The 23,314-nt window shown below is 69.4% G+C and carries 23 protein-coding genes; 9 read left to right on the forward strand and 14 right to left on the reverse strand.

Annotation, left to right across the window (positions count from 1 at the left end; translation table 11 throughout):
• Position 1: 1 nt before the first annotated feature.
• Positions 2-667 carry a cyclase family protein gene (locus QSJ59_RS00595; protein ID WP_285756657.1) on the reverse strand — a complete coding sequence of 222 codons (666 nt, stop codon included), beginning with the start codon at positions 665-667 and terminating at the stop codon, positions 2-4.
• Positions 668-810: 143 nt separating this feature from the next.
• Here QSJ59_RS00595 and QSJ59_RS00600 point away from each other — a divergent pair, with 143 nt between their 5' ends.
• The 3 genes from QSJ59_RS00600 (at position 811) to QSJ59_RS00610 (ending at position 5,304) form a co-directional block, all read left to right on the forward strand.
• Positions 811-1,512, forward strand: a complete 702-nt coding sequence (locus QSJ59_RS00600; protein WP_285756658.1) for a lysophospholipid acyltransferase family protein — start codon at positions 811-813, stop codon at positions 1,510-1,512.
• Between the two features lie 327 nt (positions 1,513-1,839).
• Complete coding sequence (locus QSJ59_RS00605; RefSeq protein WP_285757825.1) at positions 1,840-3,189, forward strand: FAD-dependent oxidoreductase; 1,350 nt, start codon at positions 1,840-1,842, stop codon at positions 3,187-3,189.
• A 336-nt stretch (positions 3,190-3,525) separates the two neighbouring features.
• On the forward strand, positions 3,526-5,304 hold the full coding sequence (locus QSJ59_RS00610; RefSeq protein WP_285756659.1) for a penicillin-binding transpeptidase domain-containing protein: 1,779 nt from the start codon (positions 3,526-3,528) through the stop codon (positions 5,302-5,304).
• A 117-nt stretch (positions 5,305-5,421) separates the two neighbouring features.
• Here QSJ59_RS00610 and QSJ59_RS00615 read toward each other — a convergent pair whose 3' ends face one another.
• Together QSJ59_RS00615 and QSJ59_RS00620 are read right to left on the reverse strand one after the other, a co-directional pair.
• Entirely contained in the window at positions 5,422-5,718 is a 297-nt protein-coding gene (locus tag QSJ59_RS00615) for a DUF3040 domain-containing protein (RefSeq protein WP_285756660.1), read from the reverse strand.
• A gap of 138 nt (positions 5,719-5,856) precedes the next feature.
• On the reverse strand, positions 5,857-7,485 hold the full coding sequence (locus tag QSJ59_RS00620; RefSeq protein WP_285756661.1) for a glycoside hydrolase family 10-like protein: 1,629 nt from the start codon (positions 7,483-7,485) through the stop codon (positions 5,857-5,859).
• Positions 7,486-7,675: 190 nt separating this feature from the next.
• Here QSJ59_RS00620 and QSJ59_RS00625 point away from each other — a divergent pair, with 190 nt between their 5' ends.
• The gene (locus QSJ59_RS00625; protein ID WP_285756662.1) at positions 7,676-8,938 is read left to right on the forward strand and encodes an isochorismate synthase; all 1,263 of its coding nucleotides are present in this window, start codon (positions 7,676-7,678) and stop codon (positions 8,936-8,938) included.
• A 65-nt stretch (positions 8,939-9,003) separates the two neighbouring features.
• On the opposite strand, the gene QSJ59_RS00630 is transcribed toward QSJ59_RS00625, so the two are convergent.
• The 5 genes from QSJ59_RS00630 to menB all read right to left on the reverse strand — a co-directional run bounded on the left by QSJ59_RS00630 (position 9,004) and on the right by menB (position 14,059).
• Entirely contained in the window at positions 9,004-9,600 is a 597-nt protein-coding gene (locus QSJ59_RS00630; RefSeq protein ID WP_285756663.1) for a hypothetical protein, read from the reverse strand.
• 1 nt (position 9,601) lies between these two features.
• Entirely contained in the window at positions 9,602-9,940 is a 339-nt protein-coding gene (locus QSJ59_RS00635) for a PadR family transcriptional regulator (protein ID WP_285756664.1), read from the reverse strand.
• A gap of 565 nt (positions 9,941-10,505) precedes the next feature.
• Complete coding sequence (gene menD, locus QSJ59_RS00640; RefSeq protein ID WP_285756665.1) at positions 10,506-12,179, reverse strand: 2-succinyl-5-enolpyruvyl-6-hydroxy-3-cyclohexene-1-carboxylic-acid synthase; 1,674 nt, start codon at positions 12,177-12,179, stop codon at positions 10,506-10,508.
• Positions 12,180-12,275: 96 nt separating this feature from the next.
• Positions 12,276-13,223 carry an o-succinylbenzoate synthase gene (locus tag QSJ59_RS00645; RefSeq protein WP_285756666.1) on the reverse strand — a complete coding sequence of 316 codons (948 nt, stop codon included), beginning with the start codon at positions 13,221-13,223 and terminating at the stop codon, positions 12,276-12,278.
• Complete coding sequence (gene menB, locus QSJ59_RS00650) at positions 13,220-14,059, reverse strand: 1,4-dihydroxy-2-naphthoyl-CoA synthase (RefSeq protein ID WP_285756667.1); 840 nt, start codon at positions 14,057-14,059, stop codon at positions 13,220-13,222. Before menB ends, QSJ59_RS00645 begins: the two co-directional genes overlap by 4 nt.
• A gap of 139 nt (positions 14,060-14,198) precedes the next feature.
• On the opposite strand from menB, the gene QSJ59_RS00655 reads away from it, so the two are divergent.
• The 4 genes from QSJ59_RS00655 to QSJ59_RS00670 all read left to right on the forward strand — a co-directional run bounded on the left by QSJ59_RS00655 (position 14,199) and on the right by QSJ59_RS00670 (position 17,913).
• Positions 14,199-15,389 carry an AMP-binding protein gene (locus QSJ59_RS00655; RefSeq protein ID WP_432707391.1) on the forward strand — a complete coding sequence of 397 codons (1,191 nt, stop codon included), beginning with the start codon at positions 14,199-14,201 and terminating at the stop codon, positions 15,387-15,389.
• 270 nt (positions 15,390-15,659) lie between these two features.
• On the forward strand, positions 15,660-16,973 hold the full coding sequence (locus QSJ59_RS00660) for a sigma-70 family RNA polymerase sigma factor (protein ID WP_285756668.1): 1,314 nt from the start codon (positions 15,660-15,662) through the stop codon (positions 16,971-16,973).
• A gap of 161 nt (positions 16,974-17,134) precedes the next feature.
• Positions 17,135-17,458: a hypothetical protein gene (locus tag QSJ59_RS00665; protein WP_285756669.1), complete on the forward strand. Its 324-nt coding sequence runs from the start codon at positions 17,135-17,137 to the stop codon at positions 17,456-17,458.
• Between the two features lie 62 nt (positions 17,459-17,520).
• Positions 17,521-17,913, forward strand: a complete 393-nt coding sequence (locus QSJ59_RS00670; protein WP_285756670.1) for a hypothetical protein — start codon at positions 17,521-17,523, stop codon at positions 17,911-17,913.
• 38 nt (positions 17,914-17,951) lie between these two features.
• On the opposite strand, the gene QSJ59_RS00675 is transcribed toward QSJ59_RS00670, so the two are convergent.
• From QSJ59_RS00675 to QSJ59_RS00685, 3 genes are all read right to left on the reverse strand, one after another.
• Positions 17,952-18,626: a hypothetical protein gene (locus QSJ59_RS00675; RefSeq protein ID WP_285756671.1), complete on the reverse strand. Its 675-nt coding sequence runs from the start codon at positions 18,624-18,626 to the stop codon at positions 17,952-17,954.
• A 215-nt stretch (positions 18,627-18,841) separates the two neighbouring features.
• Complete coding sequence (locus QSJ59_RS00680) at positions 18,842-19,204, reverse strand: GntR family transcriptional regulator (protein WP_285756672.1); 363 nt, start codon at positions 19,202-19,204, stop codon at positions 18,842-18,844.
• Between the two features lie 13 nt (positions 19,205-19,217).
• Positions 19,218-19,616 carry a hypothetical protein gene (locus QSJ59_RS00685; protein ID WP_285756673.1) on the reverse strand — a complete coding sequence of 133 codons (399 nt, stop codon included), beginning with the start codon at positions 19,614-19,616 and terminating at the stop codon, positions 19,218-19,220.
• A gap of 114 nt (positions 19,617-19,730) precedes the next feature.
• Here QSJ59_RS00685 and QSJ59_RS00690 point away from each other — a divergent pair, with 114 nt between their 5' ends.
• Complete coding sequence (locus tag QSJ59_RS00690; RefSeq protein WP_285756674.1) at positions 19,731-20,381, forward strand: TetR/AcrR family transcriptional regulator C-terminal domain-containing protein; 651 nt, start codon at positions 19,731-19,733, stop codon at positions 20,379-20,381.
• Between the two features lie 103 nt (positions 20,382-20,484).
• Here the strand turns inward: QSJ59_RS00690 and QSJ59_RS00695 are convergent, their stop codons facing one another.
• From QSJ59_RS00695 to QSJ59_RS00705, 3 genes are all read right to left on the reverse strand, one after another.
• Positions 20,485-21,225 (reverse strand): Clp protease N-terminal domain-containing protein, encoded by a 741-nt coding sequence (locus QSJ59_RS00695; protein WP_285756675.1) that lies wholly within the window; start codon positions 21,223-21,225, stop codon positions 20,485-20,487.
• A gap of 73 nt (positions 21,226-21,298) precedes the next feature.
• Entirely contained in the window at positions 21,299-21,943 is a 645-nt protein-coding gene (locus tag QSJ59_RS00700; RefSeq protein WP_285756676.1) for a response regulator, read from the reverse strand.
• Positions 21,940-23,205, reverse strand: coding sequence for a sensor histidine kinase (locus QSJ59_RS00705; protein WP_285756677.1), 1,266 nt, complete (start codon positions 23,203-23,205; stop codon positions 21,940-21,942). The genes QSJ59_RS00700 and QSJ59_RS00705 overlap by 4 nt, the downstream gene beginning before the upstream one ends.
• Positions 23,206-23,314 lie beyond the last annotated feature (109 nt).

Below are 23,314 nucleotides of genomic sequence, written 5' to 3' on the forward strand. Positions count from 1 at the left end.
GCTACTGCGCGGCGAGGGCGAAGGCGCGGACCGGGAAGGTGGCCAGTCCGCGGATCTTGACCGGTACGGCGAAGAACTCGAAGTTCTCCACGGGGAGCTCGTTCAACAGGCACAGGTGCTCCACCACGGGGATTCCCGCTGCCAGCAGCCGGGAGTGCGCGGGGCGTGCCCCCGCGCTGTGGGAGGAGGTGTCGTCGATGTTGACCGAGTCGATGCCGACCAGCGCAGCGCCGGCGTCGACCAGCGCGCGGGCCCCGTCCTCAGTGAGGCAGGGATGCCCGGGGTCCCCGTATGCCTCGGTGCGCCAGTGCCGGTCCCAGCCGGTGCGGATGAGAACGGCGCGCCCGGCGACGTCGGCACCCTTGAACGCCTCGGGGCCCACCTCGCGCTCGGTCGGGTCGATCACGATGCCCGGCAGCGCGGCGACCTTGGAGAGTTCGAGGTCGGCGAGGTCGGAGCCGTCGCGGTAGCGGTGGGCGGGCGTGTCGAGGTAGGTGCCGGTGTTGGCGACCATGGAGATGCGCCCGATCTGGAACTCGGTACCCGCCGCGTAGGTGCCGTGGGAGTCGTCGAAGGACAGGTGGTCCTCGATGACCGGGGCGGGCAGCCCGGGGTAGGTCGTCATACCGGCAACGATCTGGTGGCTCAGGTCGATCAGGCGCGCCATGGTGTTGTGCCCTCGGTTCTCTCGCTCCCGGATAGGTCTAGACCAAACTCTAGCGCGCACCTCGGCGTCCGGACAGGCCAAAGGCACCGCTAGAGTTCACGCGTCGGGAGTGAAGCAGTCAAGGCGAGAAGGAGACACCGTCCGTGTCGCTGTACGGGATCGCCAAATCCGTGATCAAGCCGGTCACCATCGCGCTGTGGCCGCAGCGGGTCGAGGGACTGCAGCACATCCCGGCGCACGGACCGGTGATCATCGCGTGCAACCACCACTCCAACATCGACCCGTTGTTCTTGGGCGTGGTCGTGCCGCGGCCAATCATCTTCATCGCCAAGCAGGAGTTGTTCGCCCAGGGCAACATCGCCCAGCGGATGTTCAGCCGGGCCCTACGGGCCATCGGTCAGGTGTCGGTGGACCGCAGGCCGGGGCAGAGCTCCCAGGAGGCGATGTCCAACAGCCTGGACGTGCTCGCCGACGACAACGTCTTCGGGATCTTCCCCGAAGGGTCGCGTTCGCCAGACGGTCGGCTCTACAAGGGGCAGACCGGCCTGGCCTGGTTGGCACTGACCTCCGGCGCTCCGGTGGTCCCGGCGGCGCTGTCGGGCACCCGGCACATTCGCCCCAAGGGGCGCCGGATCCCCGCGTTGCGCCGGGTGGGGGTGCGCTTCGGGCCGCCGGTGGACCTCTCCTCATGGAAGGGCCAGGCAGACAAGGCGCGGGCCCGCCGCGAAGCGACCGAGGCGATCATGGCCGACATCCAGCGCCTCTCGGGGCAGGAGCGGGTGGCCCGCTTCGCGGCATCGGCCAAGGCCGAGGCGAAACCCCTGAACGGCCCGGGCAAGCAGTGACACCGCGACCGCGTGAGCTAAACCACAGGCGGTCGGGGCTTGAGGCAGCACCGTACATGCGTTGCAGATGTTGGGGAACCAATCCACACCTTGACGTGCGCGGGGATATCCGACCGCGGTAACGTCCCCCCGGCAACCCGGACAAGAAGAGGGTTGTCTATTTTTATAGTTGGTTTAGTGGGGAATTGTTTTCCGCTACTATTAGGTTAGCCTAGCCTGATTTATCGTGTCCTGGGCGACCGTGGCGCGCGGCACGTCCTGCCGGCCACGCACGTGCCGCCGAATCAGACGCGAAGGATGGAGAATCGAATGACGCGTCCACTGCGAGTGGGAATCGTGGGGTCTGGACCTGCGGGTATCTACGCCGCCGATCTGCTGACCAAGGACGAGACCCTTGCCGCCAGCGGAACGCCACTCAGCATCGACATCCTCGACAAGCTTCCGGCCCCTTACGGGCTGGTCCGTTACGGAGTCGCGCCCGACCACCCCCGGATCAAACAGATCCAGGGGGCGCTGCACAAGATCCTCGACAAACCCGAGGTTCGCTTCCTGGGCAACGTCAACTACGGCGTGGACCTGAAGCTGGACGACCTGCGCCGCCACTACGACGCCGTCATCTTCGCCACCGGCTCCGACCGCGACCGCCCCCTGGACATTCCCGGTGCCGACCTGCCCGGTTGCCATGGTGCCGCGGACTTCGTCTTCTGGTACGACAGCCACCCCGACGTTCCCCACAACTGGCACGTCGACGGAACCAGCGTCGCCGTCATCGGCGCCGGCAACGTCGCCGTCGACGTCGCGCGCATCCTGGCCAAGCACGCCGACGACCTCCTCACCACCGACATCACCGACAACGTGCACCGGGACCTGCTGAACAAGCAGATCACCGACGTGCACGTCTTCGCCCGTCGCGGCATCGCGCAGGGCAAGTTCACCCCGATGGAACTGCGCGAGCTGGACAAGCAGCCCGGCGTCGAGGTGATCGTCTACCCCGAGGAGTTCGACCTCGACGAGGCCAGCCTGGCCGCCATCGAGGACTCCAACCAGATCAAGACCAACGTCAAGGTCCTGCAGAACTGGGCGATCCGCGACCCCCGTGGCGCCGAGCGCCGCCTGCACCTGCACTTCCTGCACCGCCCCGTCGAGGTCCTGGGCACCGAGCGCGTGACGGGCCTGCGCACCGAGGTCATGGAGCTGGACGGCACCGGTAACGCCCGAGGCACCGGCGAGTTCGTCGACCACGACGTCCAGGCCGTCTACCGGGCCATCGGCTACCTGGGCTCCCCACTGGCCGACCTGCCCTTCGACGCCGAGCGCGGCGTCGTGCCCAACGACGGCGGCCGGGTCCTCGACATCGAGGACACCCCCATGCGGGGCGTCTACGCCACCGGGTGGATCAAGCGCGGCCCGGTCGGCCTGATCGGGCACACCAAGGGCGATGCGCTGGAGACCGTGGGCAACCTGGTGGCCGACCACGAGGCGCTGCCCCGGGCCACCGACCCCGCCCCGGAGTCCTTCACCCGGCTGCTGCACGAGCGCGGCGTCCCCTTCACCACCTGGGAGGGCTGGAAGCGCATCGAGGCCCACGAGGAGTCCCTCGGCGTGCCGCACGGACGCAAGCGTGTGAAGGTTCTCGCCCGTGATGAGATGACCCAGATCGCCCGTACCGAGGGCTGACCTCTCTCCGCCCCCGAAGCCCCCGGCGTCGCCGGGGGCTTCGGTCGATCTCGCCCGATTACGACGTTCGGGGAACATCCACGCACACCGATGGGTTAGAGTTTCTGGTGGTCGGTGTGGTCTAAGTGTCCCCCGGGCTCTAACCCACGCCTTCGCGGAATACCGCGTGCGGCCCCCGCCCCCGGCGGGGTGCTCCGTACGGCCACATGGAGCCGCGTTGTGCACCACGCCGTGAGGCGACCGCCACACCGGCCACCCACTCACTTGCTCCGCCCCGCGCCTCCCCCTTGAGTCGCGGGGTTTTTCTCATCCTGCCAGGGAAGGACAGCGTGCGCCGTGGACGACAGATGGACGCCTGAAGGGGATGGAGCAGCTGACTTCCCCGCCGCGGCTCCCGCGGGCCCCGGGTTCCCCCCACCCCCTGATACTCACGATTCCGACGAGCCCAAGCCTGCCCCCGAGCCCGAGCGCCGCTCCCGCAAGGGACTGGTCATCGGAATCGTCGCGGGGGTGACGGTCCTGGCCCTGGCCGGGGCCGGCGTGTCCTGGTACGTACTGTCCATGCCCAAACCCGAGGAGACCGTCACCGGCTACGCCAGTGCCTGGAACTCCGGTGACTACCCCGCACTCGCGGAACTGGCCACCGGCGAGGGCGTCGCCGAGGCGTACACCGCCGTGGCCGAGAACCTGGGCGTGGAGTCCACCTCGGTCACCACCGGGACGGTGACCAGCGACGGCGACACCGCGAGCGTCCCCTACACCGTCGCCCTGACCCTGGCCAACGCGGGCGACTGGTCCTACGAGGGCGAGCTTCCGTTGGAGCGGGTCGACGGAGAATGGAAGGTGGCGTTCTCCCCCTCCGTCATCCACCCGCAACTGGGCCAGGGCCAGACCCTGACCCGTGTCAACCAGTGGGGCGACCGCGGTCAGGTCCTGGCAGCCGACGGTTCACGGGTGGACACCCCGGAGAACGCGGGCAGTTCGGTGGGGATGATCGTCGGCGAGGTCGGCACCGCCTCCGCAGAAGACCTGGAGGACCTCGGTCCTGCCTACGCCGAGGGCGACCCCACCGGCGCCAGCGGAATCCAGAAATCCCAGGAGGCCCGGCTCGCAGGCACTCCCACCACCAGCATCCAGATCGTCGACGAGGGGGAGGACGCCGAACCCGACGAAGACGCCCCCGTGGTGGGCAGTATCGAGGGAACTCCCGGCCAGGACGTCACCCTGTCCATCGACCCCGCGATCCAAAGCGCCGCCGGCGCCGCCATCAGCGGGCAGGGCAAACCCACCGCCCTTGTGGCCGTGCGACCTTCCACCGGTGAGGTCCTGGCCGCGGTCAACGCCCCCGGCGGCTTCAACCGCGCCTTCGAAGGGCAGTACCCGGCAGGGTCGACGTTCAAGATCATTTCCTACGACGCGCTGCTGGGCGCCGGCCTGGGCACCGGTGACACCATGGACTGCCCGAAGGTCGCCGAGGTGGGCGGCTGGCCGTTCAAGAACGCCGGCGACGCCGAGTACGGCGACCAGAGCGTGACCGAGGCGTTCGCCACCTCGTGCAACACCGCGCTGGTCCAGGAAGTCGCCGAGCGGCTGGACGGAGCCTCGCTGGTCGACGCGGCCGAGAGGTTCGGCTTCAACAGCGACCTCGACGTGGGCGTCCCGACCCTGGAGTCCTCGTTCCCGACCCCGGACAGCACCACGCTTCTGGCCGCCATGAGCATCGGACAGGGGCAGATGCTCACCTCTCCGCTGCACATGGCCACCGTCCCGGCCGCGGTGGCCGACGGCTCGTGGCGCTCTCCCGTGCTGGTCACCGATCCCGCGCTTCCCGACCAGCCCGAGCCCACACCCGTCCCCAACGCCGAGGCGCTGCGGCCGATGATGCGCGCGGTCGTCACCGAGGGCACCGCCAAGGACGTCGGTTTCACCGGCGACGTGCACGGCAAGAGTGGAACCGCGGAGTACGGAACCGCTGAGGAGGGCGAGGACCTGCCTGCGCACGGATGGTTCGTCGGCTACGAGGACGACGTCGCCTTCGCGGTCATCGTCGAGGACGGCGAGAGCGGTTCGGGTGCTGCCGCACCACTGGCGAAGAAGTTCCTGGACGGACTGTAAGCACACAGCGGCGCGGACGTCTCGGGGTTCGTAGCCGCACGGGCGGCCAACCGGAAGATCGGCGGTTGGCCGCCCGTGTCATGTCCGGGACAACAGACCCGGCGAACGCTTCTGGGCTCAAGGAGCCGACTGATCGGCCACCACTGCTTCAGGGGCGGGAGTGGAGCCGGCGGGAGAGGGAACAGAAGACGCGCCGGGCGTGGCAACGAAGAGCACGACCAAGAGTCCCACGACTGCGAAGGCGATGGCTCCGCAGACCAGCCACGGACGCCACCCGCCGGCACTGTGGGCAACCGCGAAAGAAGGGTCGTCGGACCCGAAAGACGACAGGTGCCCGGCGAGCTGAGGATCGTCCTCACTGAGCCGAATCTCGATCTCAGCGAGAATCCTTCTCTCGTTCTCCCGCAAAGCCACGGCACCCTCCTCGGCGTGTGGGGGACATTCAACGCTGGTGCATGTGGATCTCTGCCCCGTCGGACCGATTTCTATCCGCTTCCACGGGGCCAATTCCACAGGTTTCACGGTCAGCGAGGCTAACCACCAGGTACGTCTTTACTCACCGTCGCTGATCAGGGCCCCGTCTCCGGGCGCGCTCTCACTGCGGTAGACGTCCAGAGCCGTCACGTAGTAGGCGGCGGCCTCGGCCGGGGCATCGGCGTCGAGGTACCGTGCCTCGCCCCCGTCAGGGGCGCCGACCACGGCCACCAGGTTCGCGGCGTCGGCCAACGCACAGAGGTCGTCGCCCTGCCCGGGAACCCGGTACACCGCGTACATCAGGTCGCCGTCGGCGACATTCCAGACCAGTTCGGCTCCCCCGTCGGTCCGCTCCGCGGCCAGGCCGGCCACCGGCGCGGGCGCGTCCTGGGCGCCGTTGGCGACAGGCGGCAGAGCGGGGCGGCCGTAGTGGCGCTCCACAAGGTGCTCGGTGGCCTCCCGGGCTTTTCCGCTGAGATCCTTCATCGAGAAGTAGACGTCGCCCGTGACCGCGGAGTGATCGCGGTTGAAGTCGAGCTGTCGCGACAGCGCGTCCTTGCCCGTCCAGTTGCTCTCCCCGACCCGGTAAGGGGCCTGTCCTATATAGAGGTCGACGTCGGTCCCTTCTACCTCGTCCGCCCACCAGGGCACCAGTTTCGCGTAGTCGGCGGTGGCGAAGCCCTGGTGCCAGTAGAGCTGGGGAACGACGTAGTCGATGGTGCCCGCCTGGATCCAGGCGCGGGTGTCGGCGTTGAGCGCGTCGTAGGACTGCAGACCGCTGGTAGCCGACCCCGAGTCGTCGGTGTTCTTGTTGCGCCAGATCCCGAACGGGCTCACCCCGAACTGGACCCAGGGCTTGCTCTGCTCGATACCGTCGTCGATGTCGGCGATCAACTGGTCGACGTTGTCGCGCCGCCAGTCGTCACGGTCGTCGAAGCCATCGCCGTGGGCCTCCCAGCTGGCATCGTCGTCGAAGGTCTCCCCCTCGGCCGGGTAGGGGTAGAAGTAGTCGTCGAAGTGCACGCCGTCCACGTCGTAGCGTTTCACGACGTCCAGGACGACGCTGGTGACCCAGTTGCGGGCATCAGGGTTTCCGGGGTCGAAGAAGCCCTGCTTGTCGTAGGTGATCAGCCAGTCGGGGTGGCGCTTGACCGGGTGATCGGCGACCAGCCCGTCGAGGTCGGGATCCTTCCAGCCGACCCGGTAGGGGTTGAACCAGGCGTGCAGTTCGATCCCGCGTTTGTGGGCCTCGGCGGTGGCGAACTCCAGCGGGTCGTAACCGGGGTCACCGCCCTGCTTGCCGGTCAGGTAGCGCGCCCACGGCTCCTTGTCCGAGGCGTACACCGCGTCGGCGGTAGGGCGCACGTGGAAGAAGACGGCGTTCAGGCGGAGCTCGGCCGCGCGGTCCAGTTGGGCCACGAGTTCGTCCTGCTGCTTCTTGACGCTCAGCCCGGGCTTGGAGGGCCAATCGATGTTGCGCACGGTGGTGATCCAGGCGGCACGCATCTGGCGCTTGGGCCGCGCGGCGTCGACTTCGCAGTTATCGGGGATCGGCTCCGCCTGAGGGTGCGCCGCGGCAGAGGGAGCCGAGGAACCGGCCCCGGGAAGCCCGCCGACATTGGGCGAGACGCCGTCAGGAACAGTGGCGCACGCCGCAAGCATCGGCGCTGCCAGGCATACCGCCACCGACCGAGTGAACCATCCCATCGCGCGTTTCCCCCGTGCACACCATTCGTCAGCTGCGGACGCAGGCCAGCTTAGGGGGCCGTCAACGGTCCTTCCCGCCAATCGCGGCCTTTTACGTCCCGAAATCACAACCGAAAGGACGATACCCCCGGCATGAGAGAAAAAGGTGCCTCGTTCTCCGTGGTGACCAGGACGCATAGACTGCTGGGTCGTGAACTCCGCCATCGAACCGCCTCTGCGCCTCTTCGTGCGCACCGTGGCGCTCCCCGACGACCGCGCCCTGATCGACCACCTCCCCGAGACCGCACCGCTGGCCTGGATCAGGCGGGGAGAGGGGTTGGTGGCCTGGGGGGAGGCCGCCCGGCTGCGGTTGTCCGCCGAGACCGAGCGCACGGGTCGCACGCGCTTCGCGACTGCGGCGGAGTGGGCGCGCACCCTTCTGGCCGGGGCCGAGGTGACCGACGACGTGAATATCGCCGGCACCGGACCGGTGGTCTTCGGATCGTTCTCCTTCGACGGGACCGGCACGGACTCGACGGTCGTCCTGCCCAGGGTGATCGTGGGCCGGCGAGCGGGGCGCTCCTGGATCACGACGGTGAACGATCGGCCCGGCCACCCCTCCGATCTGCTGGCGGGCAGCGGGCGGCGGCGCGAGATCGGAGCGCTGCGCTGGTCCGGTGGCGCCCTCGGCGACGATGCGTGGCGCACGGCGGTGGGGGCGGCGGTGGACCGGATCGGCACCGGAGGGCTGGAGAAGGTGGTGCTGGCCCGCGACCTCGTCGCGGAGGCACCCGACCCCATCGATGTACGCACGCTCCTGGACCGCCTGACGGGTGACTACCCCGATTGCTACTCCTACTCCGTCGACGGCCTGGTGGGCGCCACCCCCGAACTGCTGGTGCGGCGCGACGGCGACACCCTCGAATCGCTGGTGCTGGCGGGGACACGTCCCCGTGGGACGGATCCGGACACGGATGCGGCCCTGGCCGCCGCGCTGCTGGACTCGGACAAGGACCTGGCCGAACACGCCTACGCGACAGAGTCGCTGCGCCTGGCGTTGGGACCGTTGTCCGCGCGGTTGACGGTGTCCGATCAGCCGGAGATCCTGCGGCTGGCCAATCTGCAGCACCTGGCCTCCGCGGTGCGTGCCACGCTACGGCCGGGCGTGTCCGCCCTGGACGCGGTGGCGGCGCTGCACCCCACCGCCGCGGTGGGGGGAACCCCCACCGCGGCGGCGATGGAGGCCATCGCCGAGCTGGAGCAGATGGACCGCGGACGCTACGCGGGGCCGGTGGGCTGGCTGGACGGCCACGGTAACGGCGAGTGGGGGATCGCGCTGCGCTGCGCCCACGTCGTGGGAAGGAGCGCACGGTTGTTCGCCGGATGCGGGATCGTGGCCGGTTCCGAACCCGAGGCCGAACTGGCCGAGGCAGTGACGAAGTTCGCGGCGATGCGCACCGCGCTGACCGACTGAGCAGCCTCCTCGACGGCCGCATCACCGGCGGGGCAGTCCCCTCGCCGGCGATGCGGTTCACGTCGTCATGCGCGGACCGCCCAGACCCGGCCCGAGGGATCGCGGTAGGTGGTCCAGTGCACCGGCCGACCGTCACGGTGGAAGTCGTGCTTGGTCAGCATCCTGCGGCGCTGATAGGGGATGCTGGCCGCCCCCATCAGCACCACGAGTCCACCGGCCAGCGCGATCATCCCTCCGTTGGTGAGCACACCGCCCAGGGCGCCGCCCAAGGGGGCGGCCAGCATCGCCCAGAAACCGGTCTCGGGCGAGCTCAGGAGGTAGAGGGGCAGGACGAGCACCAGGTAGAAGGCCAGCGAGGCCATGATGGTGCGCACCGGGTAGTACCTGCTCATGAGGTCGTCGCGCGCCCACATGCGATGGCGGTGGGGTACCCGGATGTTGAAGAAGCGGTAGGCCAGCCAGTTCAGGAAGGGCGGCCGTTCTCTGGCGCGGGTGGCCAGTCCCGCCCACATCAACCCCCGGCGCTCCGCCTTGCTGACGGTGAGTTCGTCGAGATCGCGCAGTTCGAGCGCGGTCTCCACGATCTCGTCCCCGTGACGCTCACGGTAGTGCTTGGGGTACCAGCGCAGTGACCGGCGCAGCTCCCGCTCGTATCGATCCATGTCAGGCGAACCCCATTCCCAGTTGCGGACGCGGCATCAGCAGCCGCGCGCGGGCCGTCTCGGCCATGCGCGCCAACCGCTCGGTCTCCTCGCTCAGGACACGGTGACCGTTGTCGGTGAGGCGGTAGTACCGGCGATTGCGGCCGTTGACGACCTCCTCGCGCTCCACGGCCACCAACTCCTCCCCCGCCAACCGGTCCAGCGCGCCGTAGAGCGTCCCCGCTCCGATACGCACCCTGCCCTCCGACAGGTCACGCACCGTGGTGATGATCGCGTACCCGTGCCGCGGCCCTTCGGTGAGGGCCAGCAGCACGAGGTAGCTCTGCTCTCTCAGTGCCATGATCTATATATATCAGCAAACGATATATAATGGAACCAAGAATTACTGGTCCTGAGCGTCGCCCCAGTCGGCTCCGGGAACGAACAGACAACAGACGGTGGCGCGGGTCCCTGTTGGCCCCGCCGGCAGGCTGCGCTGCCACATACCGCCGTCGACGGGAACCTGCCGAGCCTGTGCGGCGCGGACGTCCGTCCCCAGAACGGCCGTCGCCCCGGACACCGGGGGCGCCGGTACCGCCCGTCCCGAACGCCAGCGGGCCGCGCTCGTCGAAGGAGACGAACACACCGTCGGGGTCGCGGCGTGCGTAGCGCACCCCGACCACGGCCCCGACGGGGATGGGACCGTAGACGTGGGGGAACAGGGTTCCCGGCTCCACACCGGACGGCGGCGACCATGACCGCCTCGTCGGGTGAGGCGTGCACGAACCCCTGGTGGCGAAAGAGTCAGCGGCAACGGGGCCGGTGCGGTCGACCCAGCGGGCGGGATCCGTCATGGGCAACACGCGTGTCATGGCGTCAAGTATCGCCACCGACCCGCAGGAACCCGCCCGGCAGGGTGCGCGGACTCAGCCGGCGACCGCCGCGGTCACCGCCCCCTGCAGACGCTTGCGCAGCGCTGTCGAGGCGACACGGTCGGTCTGGACCTCCACCACACGCACCCCCTCGCCCAACAGGGCCTTGGGAAGGTCGGTGGCCCATTCCAGACGGGTGTAGGGCAGCTCGGCCACAGCGGCCACCCGCTCCATCGTCACCCCGTGCGGGGTGCCGAACACGCGCTCGAAATCGGGATGGCCCGCCTGCTCCAGCCCGGAGAAGATCCCGCCGCCGTCGTTGTTGACCACGACCACTGCCAGGTCCGGGCGCGGCTCGGCAGGCCCCAGCAGCAGACCGTTCTGGTCGTGCAGCATCGCCAGGTCACCCAGCAGGGCAACGGCCGCCCCGCCGCCCTGGGCCTGGTGGGCGAGCGCCGCACCGACCGCGCTGGAAACAGTGCCGTCGATACCGCTCACTCCCCGGTTGCCGATCACGCGCGCGCCACAACGCGGCAGCATGACGGCGTCGAGGTCGCGGATGGGCATGCTCGACCCGGCGAACAGCAACGAGCCGTTGGCCAGGTGGGAGGCGAGGTCACGGGCCAGCCGGGGCTCGCTCAACGACTCGTCGGCGTCGAGGACCGCGTCCACTGCGGCACGCCCGGTGGCCTCGGCCGCCGCCCAGGAGCGCGCCCAACCGGTGTCGGGCAGAGCGGTGTCGGAGGCGCGCACGGCGGCGACCACGTCGGTGGCGGTGCGCACGGGGTCGGCAAAAGCGAGCGGGTCGTCGGCGACCACCACGTGGCGCCGGGCCTGGCGCAGGTACCCCAGGAGCTGGCGTGACAGACCCGGGCGCCCGACGCTCACCACGATGTCGGGGGCATAGCGCTGGGCGAAGCCTGGGACCGCCAGGAGCTGGCGATAGACCGAAACGGCCTCGAACCGGCGAAGGTTGGAAGTGGGCTCGGCCAACAGCGGCCAGCCCGTGGCCATGGACAATTGCAGGAACGGCACGGGGTCGTAGTCGCCGTCCCCGCAGACGATGACGCCGCGCTCCACGTCGGGCAGTTCCAGGGGCTCGGGTTCGGGGCCGCGTAGGGGCATCGTGATCCAGGGCCGGTTCCGATCGCGCCCCTCAAGGGGTTCGACCCAGGGTGGCCCCGCCCCTTCGGCGTCGGGCACCAACGGGTCCCGAAACGCCAGGTTCAGATGGACGGGTCCCGGCCGGGATCCACGGGTGGCCGTCCACGCGCGGCAGGCCAGCGAACGCCAGTAGGCGACCATTCCCACCACCGGTTCGGGGACACCGACCTCGGTGAAAGAACGGACCGCCGATCCGTAGAGCCCGATCTGGTCGACCGTCTGGTTGGCACCCGTTCCGCGCAGCTCCGGCGGACGGTCCGCGGTCAGGACCAGCAGCCCGACACCGCTCTCGTCGGCCTCCAGCACCGCCGGATGGAAATTGGCGGCCGCAGTTCCCGAGGTGCACACCAGTGCCACGGCCCGACGCGAGACCCGGGCCAGGCCCAGTGCCAGAAAAGCCGCGGAGCGCTCGTCGACGCGGACATGGACGCGGATCGTGGGATGTGCCACCAGCGCCAGGGCGAGCGGGGTCGATCTGGACCCCGGCGCGATGACGGCCTCGGCCAGGCCCAGCCGGGCCAGCTCGTCGACCAGGACTCGCGCCAGGGCGGTAGAGGGGTTCATTCGGACTCTCTTGTAGCGAGACGTGACTGCCAAGTTATAACCACGCGGACGGGCCGGGCAGTCCGCCCCGCACCCTGATGGGTGCTGGATCACCCCTCAGGGTGTCGCCGAACGCCCCTCCCACTGCCCACGCGCCGCCGCCATACGCTGCGGCCACCCGCCCGGGTCCACCTCCACCTCCGCCAACAGCCGTTCGTCGACCACCGGTCGGGAGACGGGGAGGTAGCCCTCCACCGGAAGCAGTGACTCGGCACACACGTCGGCGTCGAGCAGTTGCATCGTGGCCAGCCCGCACGCATAGGGCAGGTCCGGGAGCGCCGCTGCCAGCGCCACCCCCGCTGCCAACCCCACCGAGGTCTCCACGGCACTGGACACCACGACCGGCAGTCCGCACTCAGCGGCCACCTCCAGCGCCGCACCGACACCGCCCAGCGGCTGCACCTTGAGGACGACGATGTCCGCGGCACCGGCGGCACGCACCCGCAACGGGTCCTCCGCCCGACGAACCGACTCGTCGGCGGCGATGGGGACGTCCACCCTGCGCCGCACCCGGCCCAGCTCCTCCAGGGTGGCGCAGGGCTGCTCCACGTATTCCAGGTCGAAGCGGTCCAGCAGGCCGATCATCCGCACCGCGCGATCGACGTCCCAGGCACCATTGGCGTCCACGCGGACCCGGCCGCCCGGACCGATGGCGTCGCGCACGGCCTCCACCCGGGCCAGGTCCTCGTTCTCGCTCTGCCCTTTCTCCGCCACCTTCACTTTCGCCGTGGCGCATCCACCCGCGGCGGTGATGCGGTGGGCCTGCTCGGGGCCCACCGCAGGGACGGTGACGTTGACCGGGACGCGCCTGCGCACCGGCGCGGGCCACCCCAGTTCGGCGGCCTCGTGGCACGCGGCCCACCAGCGGGCGCACTCACGGGGGCCGTACTCGGCGAAGGGGGAGAACTCCCCCCACCCCGCCGCGCCCCGCACGAGCACGCCCTCCCTGACGTCCAGGCCGCGAAACCGGGTGCGCATCGGGATCGCGAACGCCCGGGCCGTCATGGCCGGCGCGGGAACTTGTCGAACTCCGGGCGCCGCTTCTCCTTGAAGGCGTCACGGCCTTCTTGCGCCTCTTCGCTCATGTAGTAGAGCATCGTGGCGTCGCCGGCGAACTGCTGCATTCCGGCCGCACCGTCGCTGACCGCGTTGATCGCACCCTTGAGCATGCGCAGCGCCATCGGGGACTTCTCCAGCAGTTCACGTGCCCAGGTGACGGTCTCCCGCTCCAGGTCGGCCAGCGGCACCACCGTGTTGACCATGCCCATGTCCAGGGCCTCCTGCGCGCTGTACTGGCGGCACAGGTACCAGATCTCACGGGCCTTCTTCAGCCCCACCGTCTCCGCCAACAGCCACGAGCCGTATCCGCCGTCGAAGGAACCCACCTTGGGCCCGGTCTGGCCGAACTTGGCGTTGTCCGCGGCGATCGTGAGGTCGCAGCACACCTGCAAGACGTTTCCGCCGCCGATGGACCAGCCTGCGACCATGCAGATGACCGGTTTGGGCAGCCGCCGGATCTGCACCTGCAGGTCCAACACGTTGAGCCGCCCGATGCCCTTGCGCGCCATCTGGTCGTCGCCGATATAACCGTCGTCGCCGCGGATCTTCTGGTCGCCGCCCGAGCAGAACGCCTGATCGCCGGCACCGGTGAAGATGATGACACCGACCTCGGAGTCGTCGCGCGCCTCGTTGAAGGCGTGCTGCAACTCGAAGAGGGTCTGGGGCCGGAAGGCGTTGTGCCGCTCGGGGCGGTTGATCGTGATCTTGGCGATTCCCTCAGCGGTCTCGTAGATGATGTCGCTGTAATCGCCGGACCGCTTCCAGTCCACCAGGCTGCTCACGCTCTCGCCTCTCCTCGCCCAAAACCCGCGTCTTTCGGGCCACAACCTTAGTAGCCCCTCCCCACAGCACTGTACGACCAGCGGCTTCACCGACCGCGGTGCACCCCGCTCGCAGCGGGGAGCACTACCCTTGGCGATCGTGCTGAACCGACCCTTGCAGGTGGTGGCGGGCCTCGCCCCCGAAAGCCTGGCCGAACTGGTGGACACGGCCCTGGACGGGAATGGTCCCGCTGTCCTGCCCATCGCCCCCGGGACTCCGCCCGCGCGGGTACGCGCCCTCGTCGAGGCGATGCGTCCGCACAGCGTGCGGACGCCCGAAGGCACCGAGAACCTCGGCGACGGTGTCGCGGTGTCCGCTGACACCGCACTGGTCATCGCCACCTCCGGGTCCACCGGAACGCCCAAGGGGGTGGAACTGGGCGCAGACGCGCTTCGCCACTCCGCGCGCGCCTCGGTGGAGCGGATGGGGGCCCGAACCGGGGAGGCGTGGCTGTGCGTACTGCCCACCGCGCACGTGTCGGGCCTGCAGGTCGGCCTGCGCGCCCGTGCACTGGGGACGACAGCGCTGTACCGGGAGTTCGACGCGGTCGAGGTCCTGGAATTGGCCGCCCGCCACCGGCCGCACGTGTCGCTGGTCCCGACCCAATTGCGGCGGCTGCTGGCACTCAGCGGCGACCTCTCGGCGTTTCGCACCGTCCTCCTGGGGGGCGCCGCAGCCGATCCCGGCCTGCTGATCGCGGCGCGGGCCGCCGGTGCCCGGGTGATCACCACCTACGGCATGAGTGAGACCTGCGGGGGCTGCGTCTACGACGGACTCCCGCTGGCGGATGTGTCCGTGGAGGTCGACGACGAGGGGCTGGTGCGGCTGGGCGGCCCCGTGCTGTTCAACGGGTACCGGCTGCGCCCCGATCTGACCGCTCTGCACCTGGAGGGCTCGGGCGACCGCATCCGGTTTCGCACCGGCGACCTGGGGGCGCTCGATGCCGGCGGATCGCTTCGGGTACGCGGGCGGGTCGACGACGTGATCAACACCGGCGGCCACAAGGTCGTGGCCGGGGAGGTCGCCGAGCTGCTGACCCGGTTGGACTCGGTGGCAGAGGCCGCGGTGGTGGGGCGGCCCGATCCCGAATGGGGAGAGCGGGTGAGCGCCGTGGTGGTTCCCTCCGACCCCGGGGCCCCGCCCGCCCTGACCGAACTGCGCGACTGGGTGGGCCGGCACCTCCCCCGTTATGCCGCCCCGCGCGAGGTGGAAGTGCGGTCCTCACTGCCGTTGCTGGCGTCGGGCAAACCGGATCTGCGTGCGCTGATCACCCCGTCCGCCCCGGACTGATCGGGTTCGATCGGGAACCTTCCCACCGCGTGAAGCGTCCTACTCCTCAACCGAGCAAGGCCCTACGACCCCGAATCGCGCCGGCCCCCTTTACCTGGTGGCGTCCCCCTAAGCGACAAAAAAGCACGTGACTCCCGTCACTTCGGCCGATATCCAATCGAGATTCGGGAACATTTGACTCTTCTACACGTTGGACATAATGGCGCGCCAAGACGGCGGTTCACCAAGCCGCCGCGTGCCTGACGTCTTGGAAGGGAGGGAGGTGCCCTCATGTCGCGTACTGCCCTAGCCACTTCTCCCACGGTGGCCGAGATCGTGGCCGACAAAGCTGCCTCGGGTGCTCTGGACGAGCTGATCACGCGGGGGCGCTCCCAGGGACATGTGTCCCTCGCGGAGCTTCGCAACGCGTTTTCCGCCGCCGGCATCAGCCCGGCCGAAGGCCGCTCCATCCTGCGGGAACTCTCCGACGCCGGGGTCCGGCTCGCCAACGGGGACGACTCCGCGCTGGAGTCTGTTGACACCAGCGACGACGACGCCCTGGAGGAGGCGCTGGAGGGCGGCGAGACCGGCACCAGGCCCACCAAGTCACGCAAGGGCAAGGCCACAGGCGTGGCCGATACCGAGGCGCCCGAAGCCGACCTCGACGACCAGTCCCCAGCCATGGGCGACTCCGTCCACACCTACCTCAAGGCCATCGGCCGCCGCCAACTGCTCACCGCCGAGCAGGAGGTGGACCTGGCCAAGCGGATCGAGGCCGGTCTGCTGGCCGACTACAAGCTGGGGCTGTTGGAAGAGGCTCCGAGCCCCTCCGCCCTCAGCGACGACGAGCGCGAGTGCCTGGAGCTGGTCTCCGAGGACGGCCGTCAGGCGAAGATGCACATGCTGGAGGCCAACCTCCGGCTCGTGGTCTCGGTCGCCAAGAAGTACAGCGACCGCGGCATGACCCTGCTCGACGTCGTCCAGGAGGGCAACCTCGGCCTGATCCGCGCGGTCGAGAAGTTCGACTACGCCAAGGGGTACAAGTTCTCCACCTACGCCATGTGGTGGATCCGCCAGGCGATCCAACGGGGTTTCGCCGACTCCGCGCGTACCATCCGGCTGCCCGTCCACGTCCTGGAGCTGCTGAGCAAGGTCAGTCGTCTGGAGCGGGACATGCACCAGACGCTGGGACGCGAACCCACTCCCGAAGAGTTGGGGCTCGAACTGGACAAGACGCCCGCCCAGATCGAAGAGCTCCTGCGCGTCACCCGCCAGCCGATCAGCCTGGACTCCACGATCGGCGAGGACGGCGAGACCCGCATCGGTGACCTGATCGAGGACATCGACGCTTCCGAGGCGTCGGAGGTGGTCGACCGCCAGCTCATGGCCGACCAGCTGCGCCGTGCACTCGAGGACCTGGAACCACGCGAGGCGACCATCATGTCCTTGCGGTTCGGCCTCATGGACGGCCGGCCCCGCACCCTGGACGAGATCGGCAAGCACCTGGGGCTCACCCGGGAGCGCATCCGTCAGCTGGAGAAGCAGTCGCTGTCCAAGCTGCGCCACCCGAGCCGTGCCCAGCAGCTGTTGGACTTCGCCAGCTAGTCGGGACCGACCGCCGGGCACCGGTCGCGGCACCGATGGCCCCGTACCGCCCTGTTCTCGGGCGCTACGGGGCCATCTGACGTCGTGCCCCTACCGACGTCGATCAAAGAATCGGTCTTCCGGAGGAGGCGCATCCGTCGGCGCACTGAGAAAATACGGCCATGAAGCCGCACAGTGCGTCCACCGAGGAAATGACGGCTCCCCCCGAATCCAGCCGGACGACGGTTTCTGGGGACGACCCCGTCACGAAGGACACGCTGAGCAGATCCGTCTCCCGCCGGGACACCACTCGCGGCCTCGGCGCGGGCAGCGGAGCAGAGACCGCCTGGGGCGTCGGGGTCGTCGCCTTCTTCTCCCTGCTGTTCGGCGCCCCGGGAACCGCGATCGTCGCCGACCAGTCGGGCGTTCTCGGTGTGACGCTGCTATGGCTGGGGCTCCTCGCCCTCAACTTCGCCACGGTCGTCCTCGCACGGGGCCGGCGCTGACCGCCACCGGCGCGGCCACCGCACAACCGAATTCGTCATTTCCCAAGGAGAAGTCAGCAGCCATGTCCACACACCCCGTCCCCGAGGACGAGATCGCCGCATCCCTGCGGGCAAGCCGTGAGCTGGGCCCCGACTACGACGACGCCGTGGCGGCCGCACTTTCCGAGCGCCTGGAGACCAGCATCGCCGACCAGGTCAAAGGGCAGTTGGATGCTCGTCTGGGGCAGCCGTCCGCACCCGGTGGATATCCGCCCCACCTCGGCCACGGCCACCAACTTCACCCCAAAGGGCCCAGCGGCAACGCGGTGCGGCTGTCCATGGGCATCGTCTCGTTGGGAATCGCGATCCCGATCTCGGGCATCAGTGCCGGCCTGGCCGGCCCTGGCGGGCTGTTCGTCGCATGGATCGGGATCATCGCGCTGTACGTCCTGGTCGTGCGCGGCATCCGGGACTGAGCCGCACCGGGTGCCGAGGCACCCGATCGGGCCATCGCCTAGGAGCACGCCGAACGCATCGAATCGTCGGTGTCGGTGATCAGGTCCAGGGACTTGGTGACACCGGCCTCGTCACCGGCGTCGATGGCGTTGAGGAAGTCGGCGACGGCATCGGCGCGCTCTCCCGCGTTCGTGACGACCTGCTCGCCGGCGTCCTCCTCCAGCTTTTCCAGGGCGTCCAGATGCCGCTCGAGCGTGGTGTAGTCGCCCTCGTAATAGCTCCCGTCCTGACGTACCTCGCTCTCGATCTGCTGGGCCGCCGTGCGTACCCCACTGATCTGGGACACCACCGCACCGCAGGGCGAGGGGGAGGCCGAGGACAGGGAAGAGGGCAGGCGCAGCACTCCGTCGGAGAACAACTGGACGCCCACGGCGACGACCGCGATCAGGATGAACACCAGGAAGCAGCCGCCCAGTCCGCACCCTCCGCGTCGACGGCCGGAGCCGTAGCGCTGCCGAGGGCCCGACCACGACGAGCCGTGCAGGTAACCGCGATGGTAGGAGGAGTCGCGCGAGGACCGGGACCGGAAACCGCCTCCGCTGCTGCGGGACGAGCGGGAGGTGAAGCCACCGCTACCGCCTCCGCTCGAGCGACGCGGCGAACTCGATCGGCTCGAACTACGTGACCGGAAACCTCCTGAGCTCGATCCCGAACCGGAACGACGTCTGCTCATGGGGGCTCCTCCAGGTGATGCCGGATCGGCCGGGGGCAGGGGCCAGGAAATCGGTACTCGCACCAAAACTACCGATTAATCCAAGAAAATACATTTTTAGTCGCTTTTATGACCCTTGCCGGCCAGCGTGGAACCCCGATGCGTCAGCCACCGTCGCATTCGCTACCGAGAGGGGTGTTTCGCACCGCGCAGGCGATGCGAGACACCCGCTGCCTTCAGCTGCGCAGGGCCGCCCTAGCGATCTCCACCGCCTCGTCGACGTCGATCCCCAACCCGGAGACGACCTCGGCGTAACGGCGGGCCGCGGCCAGCGCCTCCTCACGCTGGCGGTCTCCCCCCGCCGCGACGAACGTCCCCGAACGTCCGCGGGTCTGCACCACCCCGGCCTGTTCCAGCTCGCGATAGGCGCGGGCAACCGTGTTGACGGCCACCGCAAGCTCTCCGGCCAGGGCGCGCACCGTGGGCAGCTTGTGGCCGACGGGCAGCTCCCCGCTGGCCGCGGCGTGCGCCACGGCCGTGCGGATCTGCTCGTAGGGCGGGACCCTGGACGACTGGTCGATACGCACGAAGTCCGTCATCGTGGTTCTCCGGTCACACCGCCGCTGCGGGAGTGCGCGGAACCAGCTCGATACCGTGCAACCGGTGCGTCTCCCGCAATGTCAGCAGCCGCTCGGCGAGGTCGGTGGCTTCCTTGACGTCGGGTCGGGCCAGCCTGCGCCGACGGTACAGCCGGTCCTCATGTCCACGCGCACCGACCAGCTCGCGCTGGCGGGCATAGGCCGCACGCATGGCATCGGTGAGGGCGACGTCGTAGGCCACCCCCAGACGATTCAGCTCCACGACGTCGGCATCGGCGCGGCGCGCTGCCTCCAGCTCGTCGCCGGTCTGCTGCGCCGTCTCCAACAGCCCGGGCAGCCGCCCGGCGTTCTCGACGTCCTCGGCGTGCAACTCGCGCGCTTTCGAACCGGCCTTGCGACTGCCCAGCACCATCTCGGCTCCTCGTGTCGGGTCGATAGGACAACTCTAGAGGTGTGACGTAAGAGACGCGCGAGCGGCCACGCGTCAACGCCCGTCAACTTTACAAAGTAAGTCTAGGATGGCGGGGTGAGCCGAAACAATGCCGGCCTCAGCGCCGAACGCATCATCATCGAAGCACTGCGCATCATCGACGGGATGGGCCTTCGCAATCTCACCATGCGGCGGCTCGGCGACGCGCTGGAGGTGGAGGCCATGGCGATCTACCACCACTTCCCGTTGGGCAAGGAAGAGCTGTTCGGCGCCATCGTGGAACACATCAGCGACCCCCAGCGCCCTGCCGAGCCGACCGACGGCTTCGACGACGAGGACGACGAGCCGCCGCAGGAGCCTCACCACTGGTACGACCGGCTGCGCGACTGGGCGCACGCCTACCGCGCCGCACTGCTGCGCCACTCCGGAGCGCTACCGCTGATCATCCACCGCCGCCCCGACACCGCGGTCGCACTGCACTCGGCGGAACTGCACTACGCCGCCTTTGCCGAGGCCGGCCTGACCCCCGCAGCGGTACCCGCTGCGGCGGCCTCGCTGGACGCCTACGTCGTCGGATCGGTCGTGCACCAGGTGCGCGACGAGGGGCTGGCCAGCCGCGAACCGGCCGTCATCGACTCCCGGTTCCCCACCGTGGCCGCCCTGCGCTCAACCGACCCCGACCACGACGGCGCGTTCGACCTGGGCCTGACTGCGCTGCTGCGCGGCCTGACCGGCTTCTCCGGCTAGACCGGGAGCACAGGGGCGAAGCAGCGCAAAGAGATCGGGAGAGGGGGAGCTTGTCGGCCGCCCCTCTCCCGACCGCCACGGCCCCGTTGTTGCCGTGTCGCGGTCAGTCGTCCTGCTGCGCGGCAGCAGCGGCGGCAACTGCACGGATGACGGCCACTTCCGCTGCGGCCTTGTCCACACCGAGAGCACCGAGCCCACCGGAACCGTCACCGACCTCCAGCAGCGCGAGCAGGATGTGCTCGGTCCCGACGACGTTGTGCCCCAGGCGCAGGGCCTCGCGGAACGTGAGTTCCAGGACCTTTCGCGCCCCCGCGTCGTAGGGGATCAGGTCGGGAACCTGTTCGACCGCCGCGGGGAGCTCGGCGGCGATTGCCCGGCGAACGGCCTCCAGCCCCACTCCTTGGGCGACGATCGCCCTGGCACCGATCCCGTCGGGCGCGGCCAGGAGGCCCAGTGCCAGATGCCCGGGGCCGATCTCGTTGTTGCCCGCCGCACGGGCCTCGTTCTGTGCCGCCATCACCACGTTCTTCGCCCGCTCGGTGAACCGGTTGAACCCCTGACGGGGATCGAGGTCGGACGGCGTCCCGGGGTCCTTGGCGACGAAGCGTTTCTGAGCCGCCTGCTTGGTGACCCCCATGCTGCGACCGATTTCGGTCCAGGAGGCGCCCGAGCGCCGCGCCTGGTCCACGAAATGGCCGATCAGGTGGTCGGCGATGTCTCCGAGGTGGTCGGCAGCGACGACCGCGCCGGAGAGCTGGTCGAGCTCATCGGGATGTGCGTTCTTGATGGCCTCGATCAGGTCGTCGAGGCGGACCGGGTTGGTCATGCGAACTGGATTCGTCATGCGTCAACCATAGGTTGACGCATGTATTTCGTCAACCAAAAGTTGACGATTGGTGGGGTGGATCCCGGCTCGCTCAGCGGAGCCCCCGTTCCTGGGCCAGGATCGCGGCCTGCACCCGGCTGCGCAGGTCGAGTTTGGCCAGGATGCGGCTGACATGGGTCTTGGTGGTGGTCTCGGTGATCAGCAACCGCCGCGCGATCTGGGAATTGGACAGCCCCTGCCCCACGCACACCAGCACCTCGCGCTCCCGCGAGGTCAACACGGCGAAGGCGTCGTCCTCGGCGACGGAACGCGCCGACGGGCGAGTCGCAGCGAACTCACCGATGAGGCTCCTGGTCACCGCGGGAGCGATCACCCCCTCCCCCCGCGCGACCGTGCGCACCGCCGCGATGAGTCCGTCGGCCTCGACGTCCTTGAGGAGAAAACCGGCAGCCCCGGCGCGCAGCGCGCCGAACACGTACTCGTCGACGTCGAAGGTGGTCAGAACGAGCACGTCGACACCGGTTCCGGCCAGTTCCCGGGTGGCGGTGATCCCGTCCTTGCGGGGCATTCGCACGTCCATCAGCACCACGTCGGGACGCAGCCGCAATGCGTGCTCGACCGCCTCTTGCCCGTCGGCGGCCTCGGCCACCACCTCGATGTCGGCGACGGATTCCAAGATCATCACCAGTCCCGAACGGACCGCCCACTGGTCCTCGGCCACCACCACCCTGATCAACTCCGCTCCCCTCCCGTTGACGTGTCGACCGGCCCGAGCGGCAGCTCCGCGCGCACCGCCCACTCCCCCGCACCGTTGGGACCGGCGGTGAACACCCCGTCCAGCAGGGCGACCCGCTCGCGCATTCCGGCCAGCCCGGCCCCGGCCCCCAGCCCCTCGCGCCAGCGCGACGGGGCGTGCGGGTCGTAGCCGTTGACCACCCCGATGCGCAGCACGGGCGAGCGTTGCCCGCCGACCAGGTGCACTTCCACGCGCGCCAGTTGCGGACGGGCATACCGCAGGGCGTTGGTCAGCGACTCCTGCACGATCCGGTAAGCAGTGGTGTCCACCTTGGCGGACAGTTCCCCGTCGGGGACCGGCCCGACCAGCTCCACCGCCATCCCCGCGTCCCTCGCTCCTGCCACCAGACGCCCGATCTCGCGCAGACGGGGGGTCACCCGCTCCAGTCCGGTCCGGCCGTCAGCACGCAGCACCCCGATCATCTGCCGCATCTCCGTCAGTCCTCGCACACTGCTGTCGCGCACCACCTCCAGCACGCCGCGCACCCGTTCGGGGTCGAATTCGCGCAGGGAAAGCGCTGCGGTGGACTGCACCGCGATGGCGCTGAGGTGGTTGGCAACCATGTCGTGCAGCTCGCGGGCCATCCGACCGCGCTCTTCGGCGACGGCATTGGCCCGGTCCAGCTCCGCCAGGCGCGCGATCTGTCCGGCACGCTGACGCTCCAGCTCCGCGCGCATCCGGTGCTCCCGGATGGTCAGACCACTGATCATGGGGACGTGGAACATCACCACATAGAGGCCGGCGGTCTGCAGCAGGCCGAGCGGCCCTCCCGGGTAGTATCCGCCGGCCACAGAAAAGACCCCGGTCACGAACAGGAGCAGACCGAGCACGGTGAACACCGCGAACGACCAATAGGCCAACCTCCGCCGGCCCCACGCCGCGATCGCGTACAACAGATCCCCGTAGGTGATGAGCACCCAGACCGATGGCCCCAGCAGTACCAGGTCCACCAGCACCACGACCGTGCCGACCGCCAGTCCCACTCCCGGAGCGGTCCGGCGCAGCAACAGGGCGGCGCAGACGACGACCAGCGGCACCAGCAACCAGACCGGCTGGGGCCACGGACGGGCCGCGTAGGCGCCCAGACTCCACAGCACCAGTCCCATGATCAGGTGGGTCACCGCCCACAGGGTGCTGCCCAGGTACAGGCGTCCCCAGAGGATCCGCCGATCGACCAGCTGCCGCCAGGATCCGTCACGCATACCCCCATCACAGCACGTCGGTCCTCTGTGCGCGTCCATCGAAAGAAGGAGCGGATCGTCCTCCCCGCGGCCGATGCCCCTTCCCGGGCGGGTGAGCACAGTGGTGGGA

The sequence above is a fragment of the Nocardiopsis ansamitocini genome (genome assembly GCF_030268225.1).
Classification (GTDB): Bacteria; Actinomycetota; Actinomycetes; order Streptosporangiales; family Streptosporangiaceae; genus Nocardiopsis_D; species Nocardiopsis_D ansamitocini.

Coding starts and splice junctions, on each gene's coding strand:
- QSJ59_RS00670 (WP_285756670.1), top strand. CDS start 17,521: ATGTCCACACACCCCGTCCCCGAGGACGAGATCGCCGCATCCCTGCGG.
- QSJ59_RS00675 (WP_285756671.1), bottom strand. CDS start 18,626: ATGAGCAGACGTCGTTCCGGTTCGGGATCGAGCTCAGGAGGTTTCCGG.
- QSJ59_RS00630 (WP_285756663.1), bottom strand. CDS start 9,600: ATGGATCGATACGAGCGGGAGCTGCGCCGGTCACTGCGCTGGTACCCC.
- QSJ59_RS00595 (WP_285756657.1), bottom strand. CDS start 667: ATGGCGCGCCTGATCGACCTGAGCCACCAGATCGTTGCCGGTATGACG.
- QSJ59_RS00695 (WP_285756675.1), bottom strand. CDS start 21,225: ATGACGAATCCAGTTCGCATGACCAACCCGGTCCGCCTCGACGACCTG.
- QSJ59_RS00620 (WP_285756661.1), bottom strand. CDS start 7,485: ATGGGATGGTTCACTCGGTCGGTGGCGGTATGCCTGGCAGCGCCGATG.
- QSJ59_RS00705 (WP_285756677.1), bottom strand. CDS start 23,205: ATGCGTGACGGATCCTGGCGGCAGCTGGTCGATCGGCGGATCCTCTGG.
- QSJ59_RS00660 (WP_285756668.1), top strand. CDS start 15,660: ATGTCGCGTACTGCCCTAGCCACTTCTCCCACGGTGGCCGAGATCGTG.
- QSJ59_RS00645 (WP_285756666.1), bottom strand. CDS start 13,223: ATGACGGCCCGGGCGTTCGCGATCCCGATGCGCACCCGGTTTCGCGGC.
- QSJ59_RS00685 (WP_285756673.1), bottom strand. CDS start 19,616: ATGGTGCTGGGCAGTCGCAAGGCCGGTTCGAAAGCGCGCGAGTTGCAC.
- QSJ59_RS00680 (WP_285756672.1), bottom strand. CDS start 19,204: ATGACGGACTTCGTGCGTATCGACCAGTCGTCCAGGGTCCCGCCCTAC.
- menD (WP_285756665.1), bottom strand. CDS start 12,179: ATGAACCCCTCTACCGCCCTGGCGCGAGTCCTGGTCGACGAGCTGGCC.
- QSJ59_RS00635 (WP_285756664.1), bottom strand. CDS start 9,940: ATGGCACTGAGAGAGCAGAGCTACCTCGTGCTGCTGGCCCTCACCGAA.
- QSJ59_RS00665 (WP_285756669.1), top strand. CDS start 17,135: ATGAAGCCGCACAGTGCGTCCACCGAGGAAATGACGGCTCCCCCCGAA.